The organism is Pseudomonas syringae group sp. J248-6 (assembly GCF_032586995.1).
Taxonomy (GTDB): domain Bacteria; phylum Pseudomonadota; class Gammaproteobacteria; order Pseudomonadales; family Pseudomonadaceae; genus Aquipseudomonas; species Aquipseudomonas amygdali.
The window spans coordinates 127,098-152,920 of sequence record NZ_JAWHOP010000014.1 but is presented as its reverse complement, the minus strand read 5'-3'; the positions used below and the strand labels follow the sequence as shown (position 1 = coordinate 152,920).

General features: G+C 60.2%; 22 protein-coding genes. 17 read left to right on the top strand and 5 right to left on the bottom strand.

What is annotated here, in order from left to right:
• Positions 1-292 precede the first annotated feature (292 nt).
• Positions 293-1,786 carry a CoA-acylating methylmalonate-semialdehyde dehydrogenase gene (locus RYC17_RS18565; protein WP_230017436.1) on the bottom strand — a complete coding sequence of 498 codons (1,494 nt, stop codon included), beginning with the start codon at positions 1,784-1,786 and terminating at the stop codon, positions 293-295.
• Positions 1,787-1,890: 104 nt separating this feature from the next.
• Positions 1,891-3,237 carry an aspartate aminotransferase family protein gene (locus tag RYC17_RS18560; protein WP_316904023.1) on the bottom strand — a complete coding sequence of 449 codons (1,347 nt, stop codon included), beginning with the start codon at positions 3,235-3,237 and terminating at the stop codon, positions 1,891-1,893.
• Between the two features lie 111 nt (positions 3,238-3,348).
• Here RYC17_RS18560 and RYC17_RS18555 point away from each other — a divergent pair, with 111 nt between their 5' ends.
• The 9 genes from RYC17_RS18555 (at position 3,349) to RYC17_RS18515 (ending at position 13,762) form a co-directional block, all read left to right on the top strand.
• Complete coding sequence (locus RYC17_RS18555; protein WP_122258563.1) at positions 3,349-4,269, top strand: LysR family transcriptional regulator; 921 nt, start codon at positions 3,349-3,351, stop codon at positions 4,267-4,269.
• Between the two features lie 186 nt (positions 4,270-4,455).
• Positions 4,456-5,853 carry a nucleobase:cation symporter-2 family protein gene (locus tag RYC17_RS18550; RefSeq protein WP_316904021.1) on the top strand — a complete coding sequence of 466 codons (1,398 nt, stop codon included), beginning with the start codon at positions 4,456-4,458 and terminating at the stop codon, positions 5,851-5,853.
• A gap of 95 nt (positions 5,854-5,948) precedes the next feature.
• The gene (locus tag RYC17_RS18545; protein WP_122269018.1) at positions 5,949-6,611 is read left to right on the top strand and encodes a TetR/AcrR family transcriptional regulator; all 663 of its coding nucleotides are present in this window, start codon (positions 5,949-5,951) and stop codon (positions 6,609-6,611) included.
• A 32-nt stretch (positions 6,612-6,643) separates the two neighbouring features.
• The gene (locus RYC17_RS18540) at positions 6,644-7,237 is read left to right on the top strand and encodes an IMPACT family protein (RefSeq protein ID WP_058400846.1); all 594 of its coding nucleotides are present in this window, start codon (positions 6,644-6,646) and stop codon (positions 7,235-7,237) included.
• 522 nt (positions 7,238-7,759) lie between these two features.
• Positions 7,760-9,313, top strand: coding sequence for an ABC transporter ATP-binding protein (locus tag RYC17_RS18535; protein ID WP_316904016.1), 1,554 nt, complete (start codon positions 7,760-7,762; stop codon positions 9,311-9,313).
• Positions 9,314-9,324: 11 nt separating this feature from the next.
• A complete protein-coding gene (locus RYC17_RS18530) occupies positions 9,325-10,425 on the top strand; it encodes an ABC transporter permease (RefSeq protein ID WP_230017433.1) in 1,101 nt (366 codons plus the stop codon).
• A complete protein-coding gene (locus RYC17_RS18525; protein ID WP_230018792.1) occupies positions 10,425-11,351 on the top strand; it encodes an ABC transporter permease in 927 nt (308 codons plus the stop codon). The genes RYC17_RS18530 and RYC17_RS18525 overlap by 1 nt, the downstream gene beginning before the upstream one ends.
• A 242-nt stretch (positions 11,352-11,593) precedes the next feature.
• Complete coding sequence (locus RYC17_RS18520) at positions 11,594-12,283, top strand: SDR family oxidoreductase (RefSeq protein ID WP_316904013.1); 690 nt, start codon at positions 11,594-11,596, stop codon at positions 12,281-12,283.
• A 123-nt stretch (positions 12,284-12,406) separates the two neighbouring features.
• Positions 12,407-13,762 carry an 8-oxoguanine deaminase gene (locus tag RYC17_RS18515; RefSeq protein WP_316904012.1) on the top strand — a complete coding sequence of 452 codons (1,356 nt, stop codon included), beginning with the start codon at positions 12,407-12,409 and terminating at the stop codon, positions 13,760-13,762.
• 98 nt (positions 13,763-13,860) lie between these two features.
• On the opposite strand, the gene RYC17_RS18510 is transcribed toward RYC17_RS18515, so the two are convergent.
• Positions 13,861-14,958 carry a calcium:proton antiporter gene (locus RYC17_RS18510; RefSeq protein WP_004659338.1) on the bottom strand — a complete coding sequence of 366 codons (1,098 nt, stop codon included), beginning with the start codon at positions 14,956-14,958 and terminating at the stop codon, positions 13,861-13,863.
• Between the two features lie 265 nt (positions 14,959-15,223).
• Between RYC17_RS18510 and RYC17_RS18505 the strand changes: the two genes are divergently transcribed.
• The 7 genes from RYC17_RS18505 to RYC17_RS18475 all read left to right on the top strand — a co-directional run bounded on the left by RYC17_RS18505 (position 15,224) and on the right by RYC17_RS18475 (position 22,214).
• Positions 15,224-16,144, top strand: a complete 921-nt coding sequence (locus RYC17_RS18505) for a Fe(3+) dicitrate ABC transporter substrate-binding protein FecB (protein ID WP_003431850.1) — start codon at positions 15,224-15,226, stop codon at positions 16,142-16,144.
• Complete coding sequence (fecC, locus tag RYC17_RS18500; RefSeq protein WP_044309511.1) at positions 16,145-17,134, top strand: iron-dicitrate ABC transporter permease FecC; 990 nt, start codon at positions 16,145-16,147, stop codon at positions 17,132-17,134.
• A complete protein-coding gene (locus RYC17_RS18495; protein WP_011169649.1) occupies positions 17,131-18,099 on the top strand; it encodes a FecCD family ABC transporter permease in 969 nt (322 codons plus the stop codon). Before fecC ends, RYC17_RS18495 begins: the two co-directional genes overlap by 4 nt.
• A 4-nt stretch (positions 18,100-18,103) precedes the next feature.
• On the top strand, positions 18,104-18,895 hold the full coding sequence (fecE, locus tag RYC17_RS18490) for a Fe(3+) dicitrate ABC transporter ATP-binding protein FecE (RefSeq protein ID WP_316904010.1): 792 nt from the start codon (positions 18,104-18,106) through the stop codon (positions 18,893-18,895).
• A gap of 151 nt (positions 18,896-19,046) precedes the next feature.
• Positions 19,047-20,141 (top strand): BMP family ABC transporter substrate-binding protein, encoded by a 1,095-nt coding sequence (locus RYC17_RS18485; protein WP_003366477.1) that lies wholly within the window; start codon positions 19,047-19,049, stop codon positions 20,139-20,141.
• Between the two features lie 75 nt (positions 20,142-20,216).
• Positions 20,217-21,182, top strand: a complete 966-nt coding sequence (locus RYC17_RS18480; protein ID WP_316904008.1) for a 2-oxoglutarate and iron-dependent oxygenase domain-containing protein — start codon at positions 20,217-20,219, stop codon at positions 21,180-21,182.
• 78 nt (positions 21,183-21,260) lie between these two features.
• Positions 21,261-22,214, top strand: a complete 954-nt coding sequence (locus RYC17_RS18475; protein WP_058400856.1) for an adenosine deaminase — start codon at positions 21,261-21,263, stop codon at positions 22,212-22,214.
• A gap of 382 nt (positions 22,215-22,596) precedes the next feature.
• Here the strand turns inward: RYC17_RS18475 and RYC17_RS18470 are convergent, their stop codons facing one another.
• Positions 22,597-23,289 (bottom strand): ArsR/SmtB family transcription factor, encoded by a 693-nt coding sequence (locus RYC17_RS18470; RefSeq protein ID WP_011169654.1) that lies wholly within the window; start codon positions 23,287-23,289, stop codon positions 22,597-22,599.
• A 436-nt stretch (positions 23,290-23,725) separates the two neighbouring features.
• Positions 23,726-24,649: a LysR family transcriptional regulator gene (locus RYC17_RS18465; RefSeq protein WP_002555526.1), complete on the bottom strand. Its 924-nt coding sequence runs from the start codon at positions 24,647-24,649 to the stop codon at positions 23,726-23,728.
• Between the two features lie 112 nt (positions 24,650-24,761).
• Between RYC17_RS18465 and RYC17_RS18460 the strand changes: the two genes are divergently transcribed.
• The gene (locus RYC17_RS18460) at positions 24,762-25,775 is read left to right on the top strand and encodes a zinc-binding alcohol dehydrogenase family protein (protein WP_316904006.1); all 1,014 of its coding nucleotides are present in this window, start codon (positions 24,762-24,764) and stop codon (positions 25,773-25,775) included.
• Positions 25,776-25,823: the final 48 nt, after the last annotated feature.

The window sequence follows — 25,823 nt, the reverse complement described above, 5'->3', positions numbered from 1 at the left end:
CTCATCAGCGGGAGGCGAATTCTACAGCGTTACAACCGCGTGTCAAACTCTTTTTTCTCACCGCTGTCGATCACTGCTGACTCGACCTCCTTCCTCGCTGACTCTTCACTCCAAACCCTTGTAAACTATTGATCTGCAAGGCTTTTTCGTTTCCGTCTGCGCCGGAAGTGGGGCGAATTATAGACAGATCACAGAGGGCGTCAACCGTTAATTTCAAAAATCTGCAATTCAACTGCTGTGCCCCAACAAACACGGGAGATCCTCTTTAAAGACGATCTCCCGCCACAGGAATTTACAAGCTGGGAAATGCGAATTGCGACGCTTCATGGCTCGCACGTTGCGGCCAGCGCTGGGTAATCGCCTTGCGACGTGTATAGAAGCGCACACCATCGGGACCGTACGCATGCAAGTCGCCGAACAGGGAACGCTTCCAGCCGCCAAAGCTGTGATAGGCAACCGGTACCGGCAGCGGAACGTTGACCCCGACCATTCCCACTTCAATCTCGTCGCAGAACAACCGCGCAGCTTCGCCATCACGGGTAAAGATGCAGGTGCCGTTGCCGTATTCGTGGTCGTTGATCAGTTGCATGGCTTGCTCAAGGCTATCCACACGCACGATGCACAGCACCGGCCCGAAGATCTCTTCTTTATAGATGCGCATTTGCGGCGTGACACGATCAAACAGACAGCCGCCCATGAAGAAGCCCTGTTCATGCCCGGCAACCTGGAGATTGCGACCGTCCACCACCAGGGTAGCGCCCGACTGCACACCATCCTCTATATAGCCGCCGACCTTGTCGCGATGCTGACCGGTAACCAGTGGCCCCATATCCAGGCCGCAAGTCGTACCTGCGCCGATTTTCAGGCTCTGAATTTGCGGAACCAGTTTGGCCACCAACGCATCGGCGATCTGATCCCCGACGCACACCGCAACCGAAATAGCCATGCAACGCTCGCCGCAGGATCCGTAGGCAGCGCCCATCAAGGCACTCACTGCGTTGTCCAGGTCGGCATCCGGCATCAGTACCGCATGATTCTTCGCACCACCAAGAGCCTGAACCCGCTTGCCACGCGCTGCGCCCTCTTTATAGATGTACTCGGCAATCGGTGTGGAACCGACAAAGCTCAGCGCCTTGACCTCCGGCGCTTCGATCAGCGCATCGACGGCAATCTTGTCACCGTGAACCACATTGAGCACCCCCTTCGGCAGCCCCGCTTCATGCAGCAGCTCGGCAATCAACAATGTGGAGCTGGGATCGCGCTCCGAAGGTTTGAGGATGAAGCAGTTGCCACACGCAATGGCCAGCGGGTACATCCACAGCGGCACCATGGCCGGGAAGTTGAACGGAGTGATACCGGCAACGATACCCAGCGGCTGAAAGTCAGACCACGCATCGATGTTCGGCCCGACGTTGCGGCTGTATTCACCCTTGAGCACTTCAGGCGCAGCGCAGGCGTACTCCACGTTTTCAATACCGCGCTTCAGCTCGCCCGCCGCATCTTCCAGGGTCTTGCCGTGCTCTTCACTGATCAACTGAGCAATGCGCGCTTCGTTCTGCTCCAGCAATTGCTTGAAGCGGAACATCACCTGAGCGCGCTTGGCTGGCGGTGTATTACGCCAGGCCGGAAACGCAGCCTTGGCCGAATCGATCGCCTTCTGGACCGTGTCCCGAGTGGCAAGCGCTACCGTGTGGATAACCTGGCCGGTCGACGGGTTGAACACATCTGCGGTGCGGCCATCTTCAGAAATGAACTCGCCGTGGATCAGGTGTTGAATGCTGCTCATGGAAAACTCCGGATAATTGCATCGGGCGCGAATGACTTCGCGGCCCATGCGACAAAAGCACCTGTGTAAAAGTACCTATATAAGAAGAGAGCCTGTCAGCGTGATCAGTCGATCAGGTTCAGCGTTTCGCCAACGGCATCGAACAACCGGTCCAGGTCCTGCGCCTGACTGTTGAAGGTCGGGCCAAACTGCAAGGTGTCACCGCCAAAACGCACATAGAACCCGGCTTTCCACAGTTTCATGCCTGCCTCGAAAGGCCGCACGATTGCATCGCCGTCACGAGGTGCGATCTGGATGGCGCCTGCAAGGCCGTAGTTGCGGATATCCACCACGTTTTTCGCGCCCTTGATACCGTGCAGCACGCTTTCAAAATGCGGAGCGATTCCTGCGGCCTGCTGTACCAGGTTTTCACGCTGCAACAGTTCAAGCGCCGCCAGCCCGGCCGCACAGGCTACGGGGTGAGCGGAATAGGTGTAGCCGTGGGGGAATTCGACGGCGTATTCCGGCGTTGGCTGATTCATGAAGGTCTGATAGATCTCGCTGCTGGCGATCACTGCACCCATGGGGATCGCGCCATTGGTGATCTGCTTGGCGATACACATCAGATCAGGCGTGACACCGAAACTGTCCGCGCCGAACATCGAGCCCGTACGGCCGAAGCCGGTGATGACTTCGTCGAAGATCAGCAGGATATTGTGCTGATCACAAATCTCGCGCAGACGCTTGAGATAGCCTTGCGGCGGAACGATCACGCCGGCAGAGCCCGCCATGGGTTCAACGATTACCGCCGCGATGTTCGACGCATCGTGCAGTTCGATCAGCTTGAGCATCTCGTCAGCCAGCGCAATACCGCCCGCTTCGGGCATCCCCTTCGAATAGGCGTTGCTGGCCAGCAGCGTGTGCGGCAGATGATCGACATCCATCAACTGGCCGAACATCTTGCGGTTGCCATTCACCCCGCCCAGGCTAGTGCCCGCCACGTTCACGCCGTGATAGCCACGCGCGCGCCCGATCATCTTGGTCTTGGTTGCCTGCCCTTTCAGCCGCCAGTAGGCGCGCACCATCTTCACTGCCGTGTCCGCGCATTCGGAACCGGAGTTGGTATAAAAGACGTGATTGAGATTGCCCGGCGTCAGTTCGGTGATCTTTTCCGCCAACTGGAACGACAGCGGATGCCCGAACTGAAAGCCCGGCGAGTAATCCAGAATGCCCAGTTGCCGGGAAACGGCTTCCTGAATTTCCTTGCGAGTATGCCCGGCCCCGCATGTCCATAGCCCGGAAAGCCCATCGTAGATCTTGCGGCCATTGTCGTCTGTCAGATAGCTGCCATGCGCAGCCACGACCATGCGCGGATCACGCTGGAAATTTCGATTTGCGGTGTAAGGCATCCAGTGGGCATCAAGCTTCAACTGACTGGTTACAGACACATCAGACGCTTCGAACATATTCATGGGGGCAAGCCTCGCAGGCGCTAAACGAACGGTCATTGCGGCCAAGGTGTCACGCGACTAAAGTTCATAAAACCCGATTTTCATGATCTTTGGTTTGGTAGAGACTAAACAATGAGTGTCCGTCGCCCCGATCCGCTGTCGCAGGTGAGCGATTTTGATATCCGCTTGCTGCGTATTTTCAAAAGTGTCGTTGAGGCAGGCGGTTTTTCTGCGGCTGAAAGCGTGCTTGGCATTGGCCGGTCGGCGATCAGCCAGCAAATGAGTGATCTGGAGCAACGCCTCGGCCTGCGCCTGTGCCAGCGAGGCCGCGCCGGCTTTTCACTGACCGACGAAGGGCGCGAGGTCTATCAGTCGTCGTTGCAATTGCTCAGCGCGCTGGAAAGTTTCAGGACAGAGGTCAACGGCCTGCATCAGAACCTGCGCGGCGAGCTGAACATCGGCCTGACCGACAACCTGGTCACACTCCCCCACATGCGCATCACCCACGCACTGGCCCGCCTGAAAGAACGTGGCCCGGGCGTGTACATCAATATCCGCATGATTGCCCCCGCCGAAGTCGAGCGAGGCGTACTGGACGGCGGCCTGCATGTCGGTGTCGTGCCACAGGCCAGCGCCCTGCCCGGCCTTGAATATCACCCGTTGTACAGTGAGCGTTCGCTGCTTTATTGCGCGGTGGGCCACCCGCTCTTCTACGCAGACAACTCAACGCTGGATGATGAACGCCTCGCCCAGCAGGAAGCCATTGCCCCGACCTTTCGCCTGCCGAACGATATTCAGGAGCATTATCAAGCACTGACCTGCACCGCCAGCGCTTCAGACCGCGAGGGCATCGCGTTCCTGATTCTGACTGGACGCTACATTGGCTATCTGCCAGATCATTACGCCAACGCCTGGGTGCAGGAAGGTCGACTGCGCGCGCTGAAACCGGATTCGAAGTTCTACGACCTCAACCTGGTGACCGTCACCCGAAAAGGCCGACGCCCTCATTTGGTGCTGGAGAGCTTTCTGGAAACACTGGCCGCTACCCGATGACACATTCCTGCCAGGGGCTCTTCCAGTCAGCCAGCGCCGCACAGCGCCTCGAAAACGCTATCAGGCTGATATTTATTGAAATAGTTGGACTCAAATAAAAATAACCTGAGCAACTGGACAGTTTTTTGCAGTAATCCCCGACAACGACACGCCAGTACATGGCAGTTCCCCGTCCGAGACCTTGCCATGCAGCCTGAAACACTCGACAACGATGACCTGATTTACGGCCTGAATGATCGCCCAAGACCTTTAACGGCCATATTGGCAGCGTTCCAGCATGTCCTCGCCAGCTTCGTCGGGATCATCACCCCGCCGTTGATCATCGGATCGACGCTCGGCCTGACCCAATACCTGCCGTATCTGATCAGCATGGCCCTGATGGTGTCGGGCACAGGTACTTTCATTCAGGCGCGCCGCCCATTTGGTATCGGCGCAGGCATGATCTGCCTGCAAGGCACCAGCTTCGCCTTCCTGGGCGCGGTGTTGTCCGCGGGTTTTCTGGTCAAGCAGCGCGGCGGCAGCCCGGAGGACATCATGGCGATGATCTTCGGCGTGTGCTTTTTCGGCGCGCTTGTGCAAATCGTGCTCAGTCGCTGTATTGGCCAGTTGCGACGTGTCATCACGCCGCTGGTGACCGGCATTGTCATCACGCTGATTGGCATAAGCCTGATCAAGGTAGGTGTGACAGACCTGGGCGGCGGCTTCAACGCACCTGACTTTGGCGCGCCGTTGAACCTGGCGCTGGGTGCCTTCGTTCTGGCAGTGATCATCGTACTTAATCGTTCGAATACGCCCTGGGTGCGCTTGTCGGCGATCATCATCGGCCTGGCGATCGGCAGTCTCGCCGCCTGGTTCAGCGGCAAGCTGATTCCACAGCCGATCCACGACCTGCCCTTGATCAGCGTGCCGGTGCCGTTCCGCTTTGGTTTCAGCTTTGACTGGACCGCTTTCCTGCCGGTCGCGCTGATTTATCTGATCAGCAGTATCGAAACGGTCGGCGACCTGACGGCCAATTGCATGCTCGCCCGCCAGCCGATCAGCGGCCCAAGCTACGTGGCGCGTCTCAAGGGTGGCGTGCTGGGTGACGGCGTGAGCTGCATGATTGCCGCAACGTTCAGTGCATTCCCCAACACCACCTTTGCGCAGAACAACGGTGTGATTCAGCTGACCGGCGTTGCCAGTCGCTATGTCGGGCTGTACATCGGCGCGGTGCTGTTCGTGCTCGGGCTGTTCCCGCATATCGGTGCCATCGTCCAGCAGATTCCCAAACCGGTACTCGGCGGCGCAACGCTGGTGATGTTCGGCAGCGTCGCGGCAGCCGGTGTGCGCATTCTGGCCCAGTCTCCGCTGGACCGGCGCAGCATGCTGATCATCGCCACGTCACTGGGTGTCGGCCTGGGTATCGCAGCGCAGCCTGCGCTGCTGCATCAGATGCCCAAACTGGTACAGAACCTGTTCGATTCGGCCATCACCAGCGGCGGCATCACGGCCATTGTCATGTGCCTGCTGATTCCGGAAGGAAAAGTCGCCGTTCCCCAAAGTGATGCTACGACGGAACCCAACCCTCTTGAACAACCACGATAGGTTTCCATAGCCGCACTTGCGCCGGTGCTTGCGAGATAGTCGCCGGTGCGTTATCTGTTCATTAGTTGTGCCCTACGACCTGTCCGGAATTGCCCATGACCCTTGAAGTCCCCGCACACAGCGCTCACGTCACCAAGCCCGCAAGCCGTATTCGTCAAAAGAACGAACAAGCGATCATCCAGGCAGCCGAAGATGAATTTGCCCGCCACGGCTTCAAGGGCACCAGCATGAACACCATTGCGCTGAAAGCCGGGCTGCCCAAAGCCAACCTGCATTACTACTTCACCAACAAGCTGGGCCTGTATGTCGCGGTACTGAGCAACATCATTGATTTGTGGGACAGCACGTTCAACCACCTGAGCGTCGACGATGATCCAGCAGAGGCACTGGCCCGCTACATTCGCGCCAAGATGGAGTTTTCGCGCCGCCAGCCACAGGCTTCGCGGATTTTCGCCATGGAGATCATCAGCGGTGGCGAATGCATGAGCGAGTATTTCAGCCAGGACTACCGCCTGTGGTTCCAGGGCCGGGCAGCGGTTTTTCAAGCCTGGATCGATGCCGGCAAAATGGACCCGGTCGACCCGGTACACCTGATTTTCCTGCTGTGGGGCAGCACCCAGCACTACGCCGATTTCGCCTCGCAGATCTGTCGCGTCACCGGTCGCTCCCGTCTGACCCGCCAGGACATGGATCAGGCCAGCAACAATCTGATCAGGATCATCCTCAAAGGTTGTGGGCTCACCCCGCCAGCCTTGTAGAATCGGCGCCTTGACGTCAGCTGGACACACGCATGCCTTTTACCCTGGTCGGCCCTTGCGAGTTTCGTGAAGAAATCCGCAAGAGCCGCTTCATCACCCTCGCCGCCCCCATCGCCAGCCCGGCCGACGCCCAAGCGTTCATCGAGCAGCACAGCGACCTCAACGCCACTCACAATTGCTGGGCCTGGAAGCTGGGTGGGCAGTATCGCAGCAACGATGACGGGGAGCCGGGCGGCACTGCGGGCAGGCCGATCCTGGCAGCCATCGAGGCGCAGGAGTTCGATCAAGTCGTGGTGCTGGTGATCCGCTGGTACGGCGGCATCCAACTGGGCACTGGCGGCCTGGCTCGCGCCTATGGCGGTGGTGCCAACAAGTGCCTGCAGCAAGCCGAGCGTCTGCCGCTGATTCAGCGTTCGTCATTCCATCTTGAATGCAGCTTCAGTGAACTGGCGCTGGTCAAGTTGCGTCTCGCGGAAGTCAACGGCCTGCTGGAGAGTGAAAACTTCACTGCCACTGGCGTGCAGATGGCAATCGCGATAGGCCCCGAGCATGCCGACACGCTGCAACGGCAACTGGCCGGTCTGAGCCGCGGCAGAATCGTTTTGCACAAGACCACAACGGAGTAGGCAACGCGACAGCAATTGCCCACATCTACTGTGCATCCGGCTGTGGATAAGCTGAGTACACTCCAATGCGGGCCTTGCCGGGCTTGCGTTTCAGACGAATGATCATTTTTTGATCAATCGCCTGTCGTGGATCCATAAACGATGCAAAAACAGTCTGTTAGCGCTCCTTAGCACCTTTGGACGCTAACCACCGGCGTATTATTCTCTCCTGGCCCGCTTGCGCACAGTATCTGTGGAAGAACCTGTGGATAACAGGTGCAAGGGTCGCGCATCCACATAACGCTCCTCGCTTGACGCCTGCTGTACATTTTTTACTCAAATCAAAGAGCCACATTTGCCCCTTGCTCCGTCAGCGCGCCCCGAACTGGTGCCGAAATGATCGCGTTCGGTTGTCACTGCACGGTCATGAATGTCGAAAACACCTTACTCAACCTTGATTGAACGCACAGGACAGGAATCCTGACTCCTTGGCCAGGATTTTGCTTTATCCACACGCGACCCACTTCTGCCTCAGAGCCTTTCATGTCAAACCACGCGATAGCTGCGCGCCTGCAACTGCGCCACATCACCAAACGGTATCCCGGCTGCCTGGCCAACGACGCTGTCGACCTGACGATTCAGCCCGGAGAGATTCACGCCCTGCTGGGTGAAAACGGTGCGGGCAAAAGCACGCTGATGAAGATCATCTACGGCGTGACGCAGCCCGACGCCGGGACGATCATCTGGCAAGGCCAGGCGCAGACCATGCGTAATCCGGCACAGGCCAGAAGCCTGGGCATCGGCATGGTGTTCCAGCATTTTTCGCTGTTCGAAACCCTCAGCGTCGCGCAAAACATCGCGCTGGCGATGGGCGCAGCGGCGGGCACGCCCAAGCAACTCGAACCGCGCATCCGCGAGGTCTCACAACGCTACGGCATGGCAGTGGAGCCCCAGAGGCTAGTCCACAGCCTGTCGATTGGTGAGCGGCAGAAAGTCGAGATCATTCGCTGTCTGATGCAGGACATTCGCCTGTTGATCCTCGACGAGCCCACGTCAGTGCTCACCCCCCAGGAAGCGGAAGAGCTGTTCGTGACCCTCAGGCATCTGGCCGCAGAGGGCTGCAGCATTCTGTTTATCAGTCACAAGCTGGGCGAGGTTCGTGCCCTGTGTCACAGCGCAACCGTCCTGCGCAACGGTAAGGTATCCGGGCACTGTATCCCGGCTGAATGCTCCGATCTGGAGCTGGCGCGCTTGATGGTCGGTGATGCCGAAGGGTTGACCGCGCACTACGACAAAGTCAGCGGCAGCGAAGCCTTTCTGCGCGTCGACAAGCTGTCCTGGCACAATCCGGACCCGTTCGGCTGCTCACTGAAAGACCTGAGCCTGGAAGTACGCAGCGGCGAAATCGTCGGCATCGCGGGCGTGGCCGGCAATGGTCAGGATGAATTGCTGGCGCTGCTGAGTGGCGAACAGACCCTGCCTCATACCCAGGCGGCGACCCTGCGCTTCAAAGACACCCCGGTCGGCGACCTGCGCCCCGACGCCCGCCGCAAACACGGGCTGGCGTTCGTTCCGGCAGAGCGTCTGGGGCATGGCGCAGTGCCGGAACTCAGCCTGGCCGATAACGCTCTGCTGACCGCTTTCCAGCAAGGGCTGGTGAGCAACGGCTTGATACAGCGCGGCAAGGTTCGCGCGCTGGCCGACGAAATTATCCGTCGCTTTGCGGTCAAGACGCCGGATGCACAGGCCGCGGCGCGCAGCCTGTCGGGCGGCAACCTGCAGAAATTCATTCTCGGCCGGGAAATACTGCAAAACCCCAAACTGCTGATTGCCGCGCACCCGACCTGGGGCGTGGATGTCGGTGCTGCCGCAGCGATTCACCGAGCATTGATTGCCTTGCGTGACGCGGGGGCCGCCATTCTGGTGATCTCCGAAGACCTGGACGAGTTGTTCCAGATCAGCGACCGACTCGCCGCCCTGAGCGGCGGCCAGCTTTCCGACCTGATCCCCACTGAACAGACCAGCACCGTGCAAATCGGCGGCTGGATGGCGGGACAGTTCGATCATTCTCACACCCAGGCCCATACGGCGGGTTAACGGAGCAAAACATGCTGCTTTCTCTGGAACCGCGCGGCCAGCAATCGCGCGCCATGTTGTGGTGTTCCCCTTTACTGGCTGCCGTCCTGACACTGGTCTGCGGCTCGCTGCTGTTCATCGGCCTGGGACTCAACCCTTGGGTGACGCTGCACACCTTGCTGATCGCACCGGTCAGCGACTGGTATGGCCTGTCGGAATTGATGGTCAAAACCTTGCCGATTCTGCTCTGCGCGCTGGGCCTGGCGGTCGCGTATCAAGCGCGCATCTGGAACATCGGCGCGGAAGGCCAGTTGCTGCTCGGCGCGCTGGCAGGCAGTGCCGTGGCGGTGAATATCATCGAGATGGAAAGTCGCTGGGCCTTGGTCATGGTGCTGCTGGCCGGCACCCTGGCAGGCGCGGCCTGGGCGGGCGTGACCGCCTGGCTGCGCACGCACTTCAACGCCAATGAAATCCTCACCAGCATCATGCTCAACTACATCGCCCTCAACTTGTTGCTGTACTTCGTGCACGGGCCGCTCAAAGACCCGGCCGGCATGAACTTCCCGGAGTCCGCGACTTTTGGCGAGGCCAGCCGTCTGCCGCTGCTGATGGAAGATGGCCGCGCGCACATCGGCGTGTACTTCGCGCTGCTGGCACTGGTCGCAGTCTGGGTATTGCTGCAGCGCAGCTTTGTCGGTTTCCAGATCAAGGTGCTCGGGCTCGACAAGCGTGCTGCCGGTTTTGTCGGCTTTCGCGAGAAGCGACTGGTATGGCTGGCACTGTTGATCAGTGGCGCACTGGCCGGTCTGGCGGGTGTGTCGGAAGTGACCGGGCCGATCGGCCAACTGGTGCCGCAGGTCTCGCCGGGTTACGGCTATGCCGCGATCACCGTGGCTTTTCTCGGACGCCTCAACCCCATCGGCATTCTGTTCTCCAGCCTGCTGATCGCCTTGCTGTACCTGGGCGGTGAAAGCGCACAAATGACCCTGAACCTGCCCTTGGCAATCACGCAGTTGTTTCAGGGGATGATGCTGTTCTTCCTGCTGGCCTGTGATGTGCTGATTCTCTATCGCCCACGTTTGAAACTGCACTGGGCCAAGCGCCAGATGACAGCCGTCACAGGAGCCGCATGATGGATATCGACCTGCTGAGCAACATTTTCTACGCCATGGTTCGCTGCGGAACCCCCTTGCTGCTGGTGGCGCTGGGCGAACTTATCTGCGAAAAAAGCGGCGTCATCAACCTGGGTCAGGAAGGCATGATGCTGTTTGGCGCAGTGATCGGTTTCATCGTCGCCCTGAGCACCGGCAACCTCTGGCTGGGTGTGCTGCTGGCGATGCTTGCAGGCATGCTGCTGTCGGCACTGTTTGCCCTGGTGGCACTGGTGTTCAACGCCAATCAGGTCGCGACCGGGCTGGCGCTGACCATCTTCGGTGTCGGCCTCTCCAGCTTCGTCGGCGCCGCCTGGGTCGGCAAGCCATTGAGCGGTTTCGAACCGGTGGCCATCCCGCTGCTGAGTGACATTCCGCTGATCGGCCGCATGCTGTTTGCCCAGGACCTGCTGGTCTACCTGTCCTTCGCCTTGTTCGCTTTGGTCGCCTGGGCGCTGCTGAAAAGCCGCGTCGGGCTGATCATTCAGGCCGTCGGCGAAAACCCTGACGCCGCCAGCGCCATGGGCTTGCCGGTGTTGCGTGTGCGCACGTTGGCCGTGCTGTTCGGCGGCGCAATGGCTGGGCTGGCCGGGGCCTACCTGTCGCTGGCCTACACACCGATGTGGGCAGAAAACATGAGCGCCGGACGCGGCTGGATAGCATTGGCGCTGGTGGTGTTCGCCAGCTGGCGCGTGTGGCGTCTGCTGCTCGGTGCCTATCTGTTCGGCCTCGCCAGCATCCTGCACCTGGTCGCGCAAGGCATCGGCCTGGCCATCCCGTCCAACCTGCTGGCGATGCTGCCCTACCTCGCCACCATCATCGTCCTCGTCCTGCTCTCCCGCGACGCCCTGCGCACCCGGCTGTATGCGCCGGTATCGCTGGGCCAGCCATGGCGGGCGGGTCATTGAGGAGCTAGCGGCGCAGATGCTTGACGCAGAGCGTCATGAACGGCATTCCCACGCTGGAGCGTGCGGAACGATAATCCCGACTATCGCGCCAATGCTCAGCGTCAGACATCTACCTTGAACGTTTCCGGCTCATGGAGATTCCAACACTGCATAGGCAGTAGTACGCTGCGGGGTCGAAACTTTCGAGAGGCCTTGCTGGCACTGCCATGGAGTCTGTCTCTCAATTTGCCAAGGAATCATTCATGACCACTACCAAGAAAACCGCCCTCATTATCGGTGCTTCGCGTGGCCTCGGGCTCGGGCTGGTACAGCGCCTGACCGAACAGGGCTGGCAGGTCACCGCCACGGTGCGTGATCCGCAGAACGCCGAAAACCTCAAAGCGGTGGAAGGCGTGCGCATCGAAGCGGTGGATCTGGACGAAACAGCCTCGCTTGAAGTGCTGGTCCAGAAGCTGCGTGGCGAGGTGTTCGACGTGCTGTTCGTCAATGCCGGGATTACCGGTGCGCAACACCAGAGCGCGGCGAAGTCGACCGCCGCCGAGCTTGGGCAGTTGTTCCTGACCAACGCGGTGGCACCGATTCGTCTGGCCGAACGCTTCGTCGATCAACTTCGTCCCGGCACGGGCGTCCTGGCGTTCATGAGTTCGTGGCTGGGCAGCGTCACTTGCCCGGACGGCGCAAACCTTGCGTTGTACAAGGCCAGCAAGGCTGCACTCAATTCGATGACCAATACCTTTGTCACCGAGCTGGGCGAGAACCGTCCTACCGTGCTGTCGATGCATCCGGGTTGGGTGAAGACCGACATGGGCGGCGAAAATGCCGCCATCGACGTCATGACCAGCACCACCGGGCTTGTCGAACAGCTCAATGCCTACGCAGGCAAGGGCGGCCATCACTTCATCGATTACCAGGGCAAGACGATTGCCTGGTAATCGGCTGCTCGACTAGAATCGCCGTCCTTCGCCGGGGCGCACCTGACCCCGGCGACCCTGGATCAGCAGACAGGGCAACACTGAGCTGGCTAACCTGAACCTGTCTTTCAGAGGAGCCGGCCCATGCCTGCGATCCGTATCTGGTTGAAAAATCCCCTTGCCGTGTTCACTGCCAATGACCTGGACGCCCGTGGCGGTCTGGTCATTGAAGGTGGCGTCATCACTGAAGTGCTGGCCGCCGGGCAGCTCCCGTCAAAGCCCTGCACTCAGACGTTCGATGCCCGTGAGCATGTGTTGCTGCCGGGGTTGATCAACACGCACCATCACTTCTATCAAACCCTCACGCGGGCCTGGGCACCAGTGGTCAATCAGCCTTTGTTCCCTTGGCTGAAAACCCTGTACCCGGTGTGGGCGCGCCTGACGCCGGAGAAGCTCGCAGTCGCCAGCAAGGTTGCGCTGGCTGAATTGCTGCTGTCGGGTTGCACAACGGCTGCCGACCACCACTATCTGTTTCCCGACGGGCTGGAACACGCCATCGATGTTCAGGTACAAAGCGTCCGCGAGTTGGGTATGCGCGCGATGCTGACGCGTGGTTCGATGAGCCTTGGTGAGGCGGATGGGGGTTTGCCGCCACAGCAAACCGTGCAGCAAGGCGAGGTGATTCTGGCCGACAGCCAGCGTTTGATCGAGACCTACCATGAGCGTGGTGACGGCGCGCAGATTCAGATCGCCCTGGCGCCCTGCTCACCGTTTTCGGTCACGCCGCAGATCATGTCCGAGAGTTCGGCCATGGCAGAAAAACTCGACGTGCGCCTGCACACGCATCTGGCTGAAACCCTCGACGAAGAGGACTTCTGCCTGCAGCGCTTCGGCTTGCGCACCGTGGATTATCTGGACAGCGTCGGCTGGCTCGGCCCGCGCACCTGGCTGGCCCACGGCATCCACTTCAACCCCGACGAAATCGCCCGTCTCGGCGCAGCAGGTACGGGTGTCTGTCACTGCCCGAGCTCGAACATGCGCCTGGCCTCCGGCATCTGTCCGACCCTGGACCTGCTCGCTGCTGGCGCGCCGTTGGGGCTTGGGGTCGATGGTTCGGCGTCCAACGACGCATCGAACATGATCCTCGAAACCCGCCAGGCGCTTTACCTGCAACGCCTGCGCTACGGCGCCGAAAAAATCACTCCGCAGCTCGTGCTGGGCTGGGCCACCAAGGGGTCGGCGCAATTGCTGGGACGCACTGACCTCGGTGAACTGGCGGTGGGCAAACAGGCTGATCTGGCGTTGTTCAAGCTGGACGAACTGCGCTTTTCCGGCAGCCATGATCCGCTGTCAGCGCTGCTGCTGTGCGGCGCGGACCGTGCCGATCGGGTGATGATCGCAGGACAATGGCGAGTGATCGACGGCCAGGTCGAAGGCCTGGATATCAAGCAACTGATTGCCGATCACAGCCAGGCAGCGCGAGAGTTGATTCAAGGCTGAGCATTGGCATGCCGTTCATTAACTTATCGTGCGACGCTCCGCGTCGGCATGCCGTTCAGGACGCTCTGCGTCCTCTTGCGACGCAGAGCGTGACATTCCTAAAGCCCCAGGCACGACAGCATGATGAACGTCGCGAACAGCACGAAGTGGGTCATGCCTTCGATGGCGTTGGTTTCGCCGTCGTTGAGGTTGATGGCGGACACCAGCAGAGTGATGAAGATCATCACGGTCTGCACCGGCGTCATGGCCATCTGGAACGGCTGGCCACTGTAAAGCGCCATCGCTTCCATGACCGGAACCGTCAGAATCACGGTGGACAACGATGCACCCAAAGCGATGTTGACCACTGACTGCATGCGGTTGGCGAGTGCCGCGCGCAGGGCGGTCAGAATCTCCGGTGCAGCGGAAATGGCGGCCACCAGAATGGCGGTCATCACTGGCGGTGCCCCCGTCCCTTCCAGGCCCAGGTCGACCGTCTTGGACATCACTTCAGCCAGCGCGCCAATCACCACCACACCGGTGACCAACGTGACAATCGAGCGGGTCAGATTGACCGGCTCTGCATGCTGTTCAGCCTGATCCGAGCCCTGGCGTTTTTTCTTTTCCGGGTAGCTGTAGCTGAAAAAGTAGCTGTGCGGGCCGACCTGCATGCGCAGGAACAGCGTGTAGAGCAGAATCATCGCGCCAATGGTGAACGCCGAATAGATCTTCCAGTCGCCTTTGGGGATGAACTCGGGCACCACCATCGACACGCCCATGGCGGTGAGGATCATCACGCTATAGGTGCGCGCCGAGTCATCGTTATAGGACTGCTCGCCGTGCTTGATACCGCCCATCAGCGCGGCCAGGCCAAGGATGCCGTTGATGTCGAGCATTACCGCCGAGTAAATGGTGTCTCGCACCAGCGTCGGCGATGGCTCGTTGCTCATCATGATCGCCAGAATCACCACTTCGACCAGCACCGCCGAGAGCGTGAGGATCATCGTCCCGTAGGGATCACCGACCTTTTCCGCGAGCATTTCGGCGTGGTGCGCGACGCGCATCGAGGCGCAGACGATGAAGCCGACCAGCGCCAACCCGGAAACCAGTGCGACGACCTGTCCGTTGCCCAGCAGTACATGCTCCAGCGGATAGGCGACAAACATGGCAATGATTGCCAGCAGTAGAAACTTTTCTTGCTTGAGCAAAGCGCCCATTACTTTCTCCAAACCCTTGCGACAGATCGCCGCGGATAGTCATGAACGTGTCTGTCATTGAAGCCGTTCAGAGTGCGGTGTGTGACAAAAGGTTTCAACAAATGACCCGAATGAGAACTGCACCCACACGTAAATGACTTTTGATCCCGTCGTCACGATGTGAAATAGTGCCCGCCGTTTTCAACAATAGCGCCCGCCGTTTTCTTCGCGGCCTTCAGGGCGCGCCTGTTTTCATGATTCCGCTTTGTTAGAAAGGACCTTCGCCATGCGTGCTTTTCGACTTCCGCATCTGCTGGCTTGCGGCCTGTTGACCCTGATGGCCAGCGCCGCCCAGGCCGCGCCTATCGACATCGATGACGGCCAACACAAAGTCCACCTGCCTGACACTCCCAAGCGCGTAGTGGTGCTGGAGTTCTCGTTTCTCGACGGCCTGGCGTCGGTCGGCGTAACACCCGTCGGTGCCGCGGACGATGGCGATGCCAACCGGGTACTGCCCAAAGTGCGTAAGGCGGTAGGCGAATGGCAATCCGTGGGGCTGCGCTCGCAACCCAATATAGAAGTGATCGCGCGGCTCAAGCCGGACCTGATCATTGCCGACCTCGGCCGCCATCAGGCGCTTTACAACGATCTGGCCAGCCTGGCACCAACACTGATGCTGCCGTCGCGCGGCGAGGATTATCAGGGCAGTCTGAAATCTGCCGAGCTGATCGGCGTGGCGCTCGGCAAAGGCCCAGAGATGCAGGCGCGGATCGCGGAGAACCGCCAGCACCTGAAGACTGTTGCCGAGCAGATTCCGGCCAACACCAACGTGCTGTTCGGCGTCGCCCGCGAAGACAGCTTCTCGGTGCATGGCCCGCACTCTTATGCGGGCAGCGTGTTGCAGGCGATCGGTCTGAAGGTCCCGGAAGTACGCAAAGACGCCGCGCCCACCGAATTCGTCAGCCTGGAGCAGTTGCTGGCATTGGACCCGAACTGGTTGCTGGTAGGTCATTATCGTCGCCCGAGCATCGTCGACAGCTGGAGCAAGCAGCCGCTGTGGCAGGTGCTTGGCGCAGTACGTAACAAGCAGGTAGCTGAAGTGGATGGCGACAGCTGGGCGCGCAATCGCGGGATCATGGCGTCCGAGCAGATCGCCGACGATGCGCTTGCCGTGCTCAAGGGCGGCAAGGCCGTGCTGAATCCGTAAATGCGTCGCTGGCTGATGGCAGGCGTGATCACCGCGACCTGCCTGGGACTGTTCTGGGTGTCGCTGTTCGCCCTGTCGTCGTTCAGCATTCGTCAGGTGGATGCCTGGAACGGACTGATCACGCAGGGTCGCGAGGGCGGCAACATCGCTTACATCGTTGCGCAATTGCGCGTGCCACGCGCCTTGTGCGCGGCGCTGGTCGGTGCCTGCCTCGGCGTGGCCGGGGCCTTGATGCAGGGCATCACGCGCAACCGTCTGGCCTCCCCGTCATTGTTTGGCGTTACGGCGGGCGCGGCGCTGGGGCTGGCGCTGTTTTCCACCGGGCTGGTCGCTCTGCCCTTCCCCGGTGGTGCCCTGCTGATGACCTGCCTCGGTGGTGCGCTGGCGTGGATCACCGTGTTCAGTCTTGGCGGTGCATGGTCACCCGCCACGGCTCAGGGCCGACTGGTGCTGGCGGGTGTAGCCGTCGCCGCGTTGTGCGCAGCCTTGACCCGTCTCACCGTAATTCTTGTCGAAGCGCAGGCGCAAAGTGTCCTCAACTGGCTGGCCGGATCGCTGGCCAATGTCGGCGCGGCGCAATTGCAATTGCTCTGGCCGTGCACGCTGATCGGCGTGGTGCTGGCGATTGCCTGTGCGCCGCGCCTGAACCTGATCAACCTCGGCGAAGACGCTGCCCGTTCACTGGGCGTACGCATCGGTGCCTTGCGCCTGCTGGTGTTCGTGGTCAGCCTGCTGCTGGTCGGTGCCAGCGTCTGTGCGGTGGGGCCGATAGCGTTCGTCGGCCTGATCGCGCCGAACATTGCTCGCCAATGGCTGGGCAATGACTACCGCTGGCTGATCCCGATCAGCGCCGGACTGGGCGCGGCTATCGTGCTGGCTTCCGACCTGATCAGCCGCGCTGTGGCGTTCCCGGTGGAAACGCCGGCCGGCGTGGTCACAGCGTTGATTGGCGCGCCGTTCTTTCTGTTTCTGGCGAGGCGTGCGCTATGAACCAGCCCCGCCAACGGCTGTTGTTGCTGATTTTGTTGCTGGCACTGGCCGTGCTGCTGAGCCTCAGCGCGGGCACTGTCTGGCTGACGCCCGGTGCAGTGCTTGATCATCTGATCGCCCACGACAGCAAGGACTTCGAGGTCTGGAATCACCGTCTGCCACGCGGTTTGATCGCAATCATGACCGGCTGCGCCTTCGGCCTGGCGGGTGCCATCGTGCAAGGCGTGATTCGCAACCCGCTGGCCTCGCCGGAAATTCTTGGCGTGACCCAAGGCGCAGGGCTGGCGCTGACCATCGCGATTATCGGCCTGCCACAGTTACCGGTATCGGCGCTGCCGTTTGTGGCGTGTCTGGGCGGTGCGGCGGGGGCATTGCTGCTGGCGTTGTATAACACCGGCGTGCAGTTTTCCGGCGTGCGTTTCGCGCTCTCCGGAGTGGCGATTGCGGTGACGCTGTCGAGCATCACCGAATTCCTGATTCTGTCCAACCCGCTGGATATCAATACCGCCCTGCTGGCCCTGACCGGCAGTTTGTGGAGCCGTAACTGGCACCATGTGTGGCTGGCCTCGCCGCTTCTGCTGTTGATCCCGCTCAGCTTGCTGCTGGCCAAACCGCTGAACCTGATCGGCCTGGGCGATGAAGCCGCACAAAGCCTGGGCACCGGCCTCAAACGTACGCGCTGGCTGGCGATGGGCAGTGCCGTGCTGTTGACCAGCCTGGGCGTGGGCATCATCGGTCCGGTTAGTTTTGTCGGGCTGGTCGCGCCACACATGGCCCGCCGTCTGGTCGGTGGTCATCATCAATACCTGCTGCCCGCCTCCATGGTATTGGGCGCGTTATTGCTGGTGCTGGCCGATACGCTGGGGCGCACATTGATCGCCCCCAGCGAGATCCCCGCCGGTATTCTCACGGCGGTGATCGGCGCTCCGTATTTCCTCTGGCTGCTGGCCCGATTCAAAGGTTGATCCCATGAGTATTCTGAAGGCGCAGCAACTCGACATCGGCTACGGCGCAACGCGGATCGTGCAAGACCTGTCATTCAGCCCGCCGCCAGCCCAGGTCACCGCGCTGATCGGCCCCAACGGTTGCGGCAAATCCACACTGCTCAAGGCGTTTGCACGGATTCTCACCCCGCAATCGGGCAGCCTGAGTCTGGACGGCAAAGCCTACAGCCAGCTCTCCGCCAAAGAGCTGGCCCGCAAGGTGGCTTTTCTGCCGCAAGTGCTGCCCATTCCGGAAGGCGTAAGTGTGCGTCAACTGGTGGCTTACGGTCGCAGCCCGCACAACAGTCTGTGGGGACGCTTGAGCGGGGCCGATCAGCACAGTGTCGAGCAGGCCCTGCAACGCATGGAGCTGGAAACCCTGGCCGAACGGCCGTTGTCCGACCTTTCCGGCGGGCAGCGGCAGCGAGCGTGGCTGGCGATGATCCTCGCGCAGGACGCCGCCATCGTCCTGCTCGACGAGCCCACCACGTATCTGGACATCAGCCATCAGGTCGAACTGCTGGACCTGATGCGCGAACTCAGCGCCGAAGGCAAAACCGTGATTACCGTGCTGCACGACATCAATCAGGCCTGTCGCTATGCCGACCACCTGGCGGTCATGCAGGGTGGACGTCTGGTGACCTGCGGCGCGCCGGGCGATGTACTGACGGCCGAGCTGGTCTGCCAGGTGTTCGATGTGCAGGTGCAGATCATGCGCGAGCCCGTGGCCGGTACGCCGATGTGCATTGTCGAGCGCAGCACGCGCTGCACCAGTTAGCGGCGCAGCCCACCGCACCTGCACCTTCTCGCTGCATGGTGAAACAGGCAGGCAAGCGGCAAAGCGCGCCAGCATCGTAAGTTGTCCTGTTGGTCAGTTATTTGCATTGTCGGGGTATGCACTCCAACAAGACCGCAAGGAGCTAGACCCGATGCACCTGACCAACCCACGTCGTCCTCTGAAAAAACTGCTGTGTGCCATGGCCGCCGTTGTCGGCATTGGCTCCAGCCTGCTCGCCTCGGCAGCCGATCCGCTGAAAGTCGGATTCGTCTATATCGGCCCCATTGGCGACCACGGCTGGACCTATCAGCATGAACAGGGCCGCCAGGCGATGGTCAAGGCGCTGGGTGACAAGGTCACCAGCAGCTACGTGGAAAACGTGCCTGAAGGCGCGGACGCCGAACGGGTTATCCGCAACATGGCCAAGGGCGGCTATGACCTGATCTTCAGTACCTCGTTCGGCTACATGAACCCGACCCTGAAAGTCGCCAAGCAATTCCCCAAAGTAAAATTCGAGCACGCGACCGGCTACAAGCAGGACAAGAACATGGGCACGTATCTGGCCCGCACCTATGAAGGTCGTTACGTGAGCGGTTACATCGCCGCGAAAATGACCAAGACCAAGAAAATCGGGTATGTCGCCTCATTCCCGATCCCTGAAGTGCTGCGTGACATCGACGCCATCCAGCTGGCGCTGAACAAATACAATCCGGGCACCGAGATCAAAGTGGTGTGGGTCAACTCCTGGTTCGATCCGGGCAAGGAAGCCGATGCTGCCAACGCACTCATCGATCAGGGCGTTGACGTGGTCTTCCAGCACACCGACAGCCCTGCGCCGATCCAGACCGCCGAGCGTCGTGGCGTGTATGCCGTCGGTTATGCCTCGGACATGGCTCACTTTGGACCGAAAGCAGTGCTGACCTCCATCGTCAACAACTGGGGCCCGCATTACATTCAGGCCGCCGAAGGCGCAATCGCAGGCACCTGGAAACCACAGGATTACTGGGGCGGCCTGAAAGAGGGTACGGTCGAGTTGCCGATCAGCGACGTGGTGCCTGCTGATGTAAAGGCTGAGGCGCAGAAGATCATCGCCAGCATCGAAAGCGGCGAATTCCACCCATTCACCGGGCCGATCAAGGACCAGAACGGCACCGTGAAAATTGCTGACGGTGTGGTTGCAACCAACGCCGAGCTGGCGTCGATGAACTATTACGTTGAAGGGATCAAGGCCGAACTGCCTAAATAAACGCCTGGCGTCGCGTGCCCGCTTCGGCGGGCACGCTCATCGACAGCGAATACCACATGATTTCCAGGACCGTTAATGGACCAGCTTCCCGTCATCGACATAGCCCCGCTCTACGGCACCGACCTTGAAGCCTGGCAGGATGTCGCCCGGCAGATCGACAGTGCCTGTCGGCAATGGGGCTTCTTTTACATCAAGGGCCATCCGATCAGCGCGCAACGCATCGAGCAGGTGCAATCGGCAGCCAAAGACTTTTTCGCTCGTCCGGTAGCCGAAAAGCTCATCATCGACATCACGCAAAGCACCCATCATCGCGGCTATGGTGCCATCGCCACCGAGCAACTGGACCCCAGCCTGCCGAGCGACCTGAAGGAAACCTTCGACATGGGCCTGCATCTGGATGCCAGCCATCCCGACGTGCTGGCTGGCAAACCACTGCGCGGGCCCAATCGGCACCCGGACATTCCCGGCTGGGAAAGCCTGATGGAGCAGCATTACCTGGACATGCAGGCATTGGCGCAAACCCTGCTGCGCGCCATGACCCTGGCGCTGGGCATCGAACGCGATTTCTTCGATCAGCGCTTCAAGGACCCGGTCAGCGTACTGCGCATGATTCATTACCCACCGCGTGATACGGCGACCTCTGCCGAGCAACAAGGCGCAGGCGCGCATACCGACTATGGCTGCATCACCCTGTTGTATCAGGACACGGCGGGCGGCTTGCAGGTGCGCGACGTGCGGGGCGAATGGATCGACGCACCGCCAGTTGACGGCACGTTCGTGGTCAACCTCGGCGACATGATGGCGCGCTGGAGCAACGACCGTTATCTGTCCACGCCGCACCGGGTTATCAGCCCGCTTGGCGTCGACCGCTATTCGATGCCGTTTTTCGCCGAACCACATCCCGACACACGCATCGAATGTTTGCCCGGTTGCCAGAGCGAAAGCCAGCCGGCGCGCTATCCTGTCACCACCTGCGCCGAGTTTCTGCTGTCGCGCTTTGCTGATACCTATGCTTACCGCCGCGATCAGGAGGCAAGTTGAACGTTCGGTCAGGTTTTACCCTGCGCAGCGACGTGCATCTGTAGAATGCCCGCGATCTGCACCTGATGAGAAAAGAATATGTACGACTGGTTGAACGCACTGCCCAAGGCAGAACTGCACTTGCACCTCGAAGGCTCGCTGGAACCCGAGTTGCTGTTCGCCCTGGCAGAGCGCAACAAAATTGCCCTGCCGTGGAATGACGTCGAAACCCTGCGCAAGGCCTATGCCTTCAACAACCTGCAGGAATTCCTTGATCTGTATTACCGCGGTGCGGACGTTTTGCGCACAGAGCAGGACTTCTACGACCTGACCTGGGCTTACCTGCTGCGCTGCAAGGAACAGAACGTTATCCACACTGAACCGTTCTTCGATCCGCAAACCCACACTGACCGCGGCATCCCGTTTGAAGTGGTGCTGGCCGGGATTACCGGTGCGCTGAAAGACGGCAAGTCGAAGCTGGGTGTCGACAGCGGCCTGATCCTGAGTTTCCTGCGTCACCTGTCCCAGGAAGACGCCGAAAAAACCCTCGATCAGGCGCTGCCGTTCCGTGATGCGTTCGTCGCCGTGGGTCTCGACAGTTCCGAGATGGGCCACCCGCCGAGCAAGTTCCAGCGCGTATTTGATCGTGCCCGCAGCGAGGGCTTCCTGACCGTCGCCCACGCCGGGGAAGAAGGCCCGCCGGAATACATCTGGGAAGCACTGGACCTGCTGAAAATCCAGCGCATCGACCACGGTGTACGCGCCATCGAAGACGAACGACTGATGCAGCGCATCATCGACGAACAAATCCCGCTGACCGTCTGCCCGCTGTCCAACACCAAGCTCTGCGTGTTCGACGACATGGCCCAGCACAACATCCTCGACATGCTCGAGCGCGGCGTGAAAGTCACCGTCAACTCGGACGACCCGGCCTACTTCGGTGGCTACGTGACCGAGAACTTCCATGCGCTGTACACGCATCTGGGCATGACCGAAGATCAGGCAAAACGTCTGGCACAAAACAGCCTGGATGCACGCCTGGTCAAGCCCTAAAGAGGGGTTGAGCGAGTTACATCCATCGCTGCTCATGCTCTGCGTCGCAGAGGACGCAGAGCGTCCGGAACTGCATACCAACGCGGAGCATTGGCACGATAGTGGTGTGACAGGCGCATCCATCGTTCCTCGCGCTCCGCGTGGGAATGCCTTTCGCGACGCTCGGCGTCGCAAGAGGACGCGGAGCGTCCGGAACTGCATACCAACGCGGAGCATTGGCACGATAGTGGTGTGACAGGCGCATCCATCGTTCCTCACGCTCCGCGTGGGAATGCCTTACGCGACGCTCGGCGTCGCAAGAGGACGCAGAGCGTCCGGAACTGCATGCCAACGCGGAGCGGTGGCACGATAGTGGCAGAGCGAGCCACACCTGTGGTTCCCGTCAGGCCGCCGCCGCGATCTTGCTGATTTCCCGCTGCCCACTGGAGGAGACCTGCAAGGTGCTGGGCTCGTCGGTGGTGCGCAGCCAGCCCATTTGGAAGAATAGCTGCAGCAGCCCTGCCCCCAGCGCGCCGCCAAGGTGCGGGTTGCGATCATTCCATTTCGGGCAGGCACATACCGTTTCACGCTTGCGCTGTGCCAGCGCCGGTATGTAAATACCTCGCTCGGCAAAACTGGCCACGCCCTTGCTCGTGACCTCGACGCGCTTCTCTTGCTGTTCTATCCAGCCCGCTTCCAGAAGGCGCTGATAAAGCTCAGCGGCCATTTCGCCGCCCAGATGGTCGGAGCAGATTCTTGCACGGCGCAGCGGCAGCGGCGGCATGGGCTGAGCAAACCTGCGGCTGATCTGTTCGGCGCTGGCCAGCGAGGCACAGGCCAGAGCTTCGACAGCGGCCCCCACTTCCGGCGCGGCGAGGCGAAAGAAACGCTTGCGACCCCGCGCCTCCTGTTTCAACAGACCTCCACTGGTCAGACGCGCCAGGTGCGCGCCTGCAGAAGAGGTCGAGAGTCCCGCCAAAATCGCCAACTCATCGGCAGGACGAGCAGTACCATCCATCAGTGCCCAGATCATTGCGCTGCGCTTGGGGTCGGCCAGCAGTGTTGCGATCTGGCTGATGCAAGGTCCGTATTCCATGTGTTCACTCCCTGTTGAAACATTCATCTATCGTGATGACTGGGTGAAAGCAATCACGCCTCGGTAGAGTTGAACGTGGTTCTTATATGAAATGACAAGTATAAACTCTATGCCCTTCGGCCCCAGTGGGCGAAAAACGATTCGTACAAACTGTTGTTGTACAACATCTCGAAAAATCGAACGTTTCTTTCTCGCCCCATCGGCAGGAAGATCTTCCTGCCTTAACGGCGACCCCCCTCTAGCAAAGGGGTTTCAACCATTACTTCAAAAAGACATTGAAAAAACAAGCGTAATACCCATGACAAAAACGCCAAAACCACTCAACAACAGTCAGTTTCAACTTCGCCTGAGAGTTGAAACTTTGCACCGTTGAAACACTTTAAAATATTATATTTTCCGACACTTCCGAAGGTTATTTCCTACCCGGACGTGGCTATTAAAACAAACCAACGGGTGACGGACCTACAGCCTGTTGCTTACAACGTGACCTGAGCATTTCCAGCAACAGAATGACCGGCTTGCTGAGCTGCGCCCGGTGCGCGCATAACAGGTTCAGCGGCGCTCGCTCGCCGATCAAATCTGGCATCAATACTTTCAGGTGCCCGGCCCGTACATCTGCGGCGACGTCCAGCCAGGATTTGTACGCCACACCTTCGCCCGCTACTGCCCAGCGGCGCACTACATCTGCGTCGTCACTGAACCGGTTGCCGCTGACCGTCAGGCTGATTTCGCGCTTACCGTCATTCAGCGTCCAGCGGTCATGCACGCGGTCCCCGAGCATGAACAACAGGCAATTATGCTGCGCCAGTTGCTCAACCTGCTGCGGTTCGCCATGACGTTGCAGGTAACTCGGCGCGGCACACAACACCCGCCGGTTGTCAGGCAACACCGGCAATGCGACCAGGCTTGAATCCTCTGGCTCGCCGTAACGCAGCGCCACATCGACCGGCTGGCGGAACAGGTCGGCAATACGATCACCCAACAATAGGCGCACGGTCAGTTGCGGGTGTTGCTGCTGAAATTCGTCGAGCCAGGGCAACAGCACGTTACGTCCCAGATCCGACGGTGCCGAGAGTTGCAACACGCCCTCACAACGGTCCTGGCTGCTGGCCAGCAGTCGCCGCCCCTCTTCCAGACTGCCCAGTGCGGCGCGGGCATACTCCAGAAACCCCTCGCCTTCGGCGGTCAGACGCAGGCTGCGGGTCGAACGTGCCAGCAAGCGCGCACCCAATTGCCGTTCAATGCGTTTGAGCGCCGCGCTGGCAACCGCCGCAGACATGTCCATCACCCGCGCCGCAGCAGAAAGACTGCCCAGGTCGGCTGCACGAACGAACAACTGCAAGTCGTCAAAACGCAACATCAATGCCTCGTATTATCAAAATAAAATTGAAAGAGCCTGCCGTTTTAGCGGGTTTTATCTTTACTGGAAATAGCCAATGATCTCTTTATCATTTTTCCTGAAGAGGCCCGTCATGAAAGCAATCGCGTATTACCACTCGCTGCCGATCAGCGACGCACTGTCATTGCAGGACATCGAACTGCCTGAACCGGTGGCTGGCGCTCGTGATCTGCTGGTCGAGGTCAAGGCCATCTCCGTCAACCCGGTGGACACCAAAATTCGCCAGAACGTCCAGCCCGAGGGCGGCGCTCCGAAGGTACTGGGCTGGGATGTGGCAGGCGTCGTGAAAGCGGTGGGTAGCCAGGTCACGCTGTTCAAGCCGGGTGACAAAGTGTTCTATGCCGGCTCCCTGACCCGGCCGGGTGGCAACAGCGAACTGCATGTGGTCGACGAGCGTATTGTCGGGCATATGCCGAAAACCCTGAGCTTTGCCCATGCGGCGGCGTTGCCGTTGACGGCGATCACTGCCTGGGAGCTGTTGTTCGAGCGCCTGCAGATCGCTCAGCAAAAAGGCGAAGGCTCGCACAGCCTGCTGATCGTCGGTGCAGCGGGCGGTGTAGGTTCGATCCTTACCCAGTTGGCACGTCAGCTGACTTCCCTGAAAGTCATCGGCACCGCTTCCCGGCCCGAGACCGAAAGCTGGGTACGCGAACTGGGCGCACACGAGGTGCTGGACCACAGCAAACCGTTGAGCGAAGAACTGAAACGCGTCGGCCTGAATCAGGTGACCCATGTGGCCAGCCTGACCCAGACCGAACAGCATCTGGACCAGTTGGTCGAGGCGCTCAAGCCACAAGGCAAGCTGGCGCTGATCGACGATCCCAAGTCACTGGATGTGTCGAAGCTCAAGCGCAAGAGCCTGTCGCTGCACTGGGAGTTCATGTACACGCGGTCGATGTTTGAAACCGAGGACATGATCGAACAGCACAACCTGCTCAACCGGGTAGCCGAGCTGATCGACGCCGGAACGCTGAAAACCACTTTTGGTGAGCACTTCGGCAGCATCAACGCAGAGAATCTGCGCCGCGCTCATGCCCTGCTGGAAAGTGGCAAGGCCAAGGGCAAGGTCGTACTGGAAGGGTTCTGAACGCGAGATGGTTGTGTCAGCGCATCGCGTGACTGACACAACCATTGC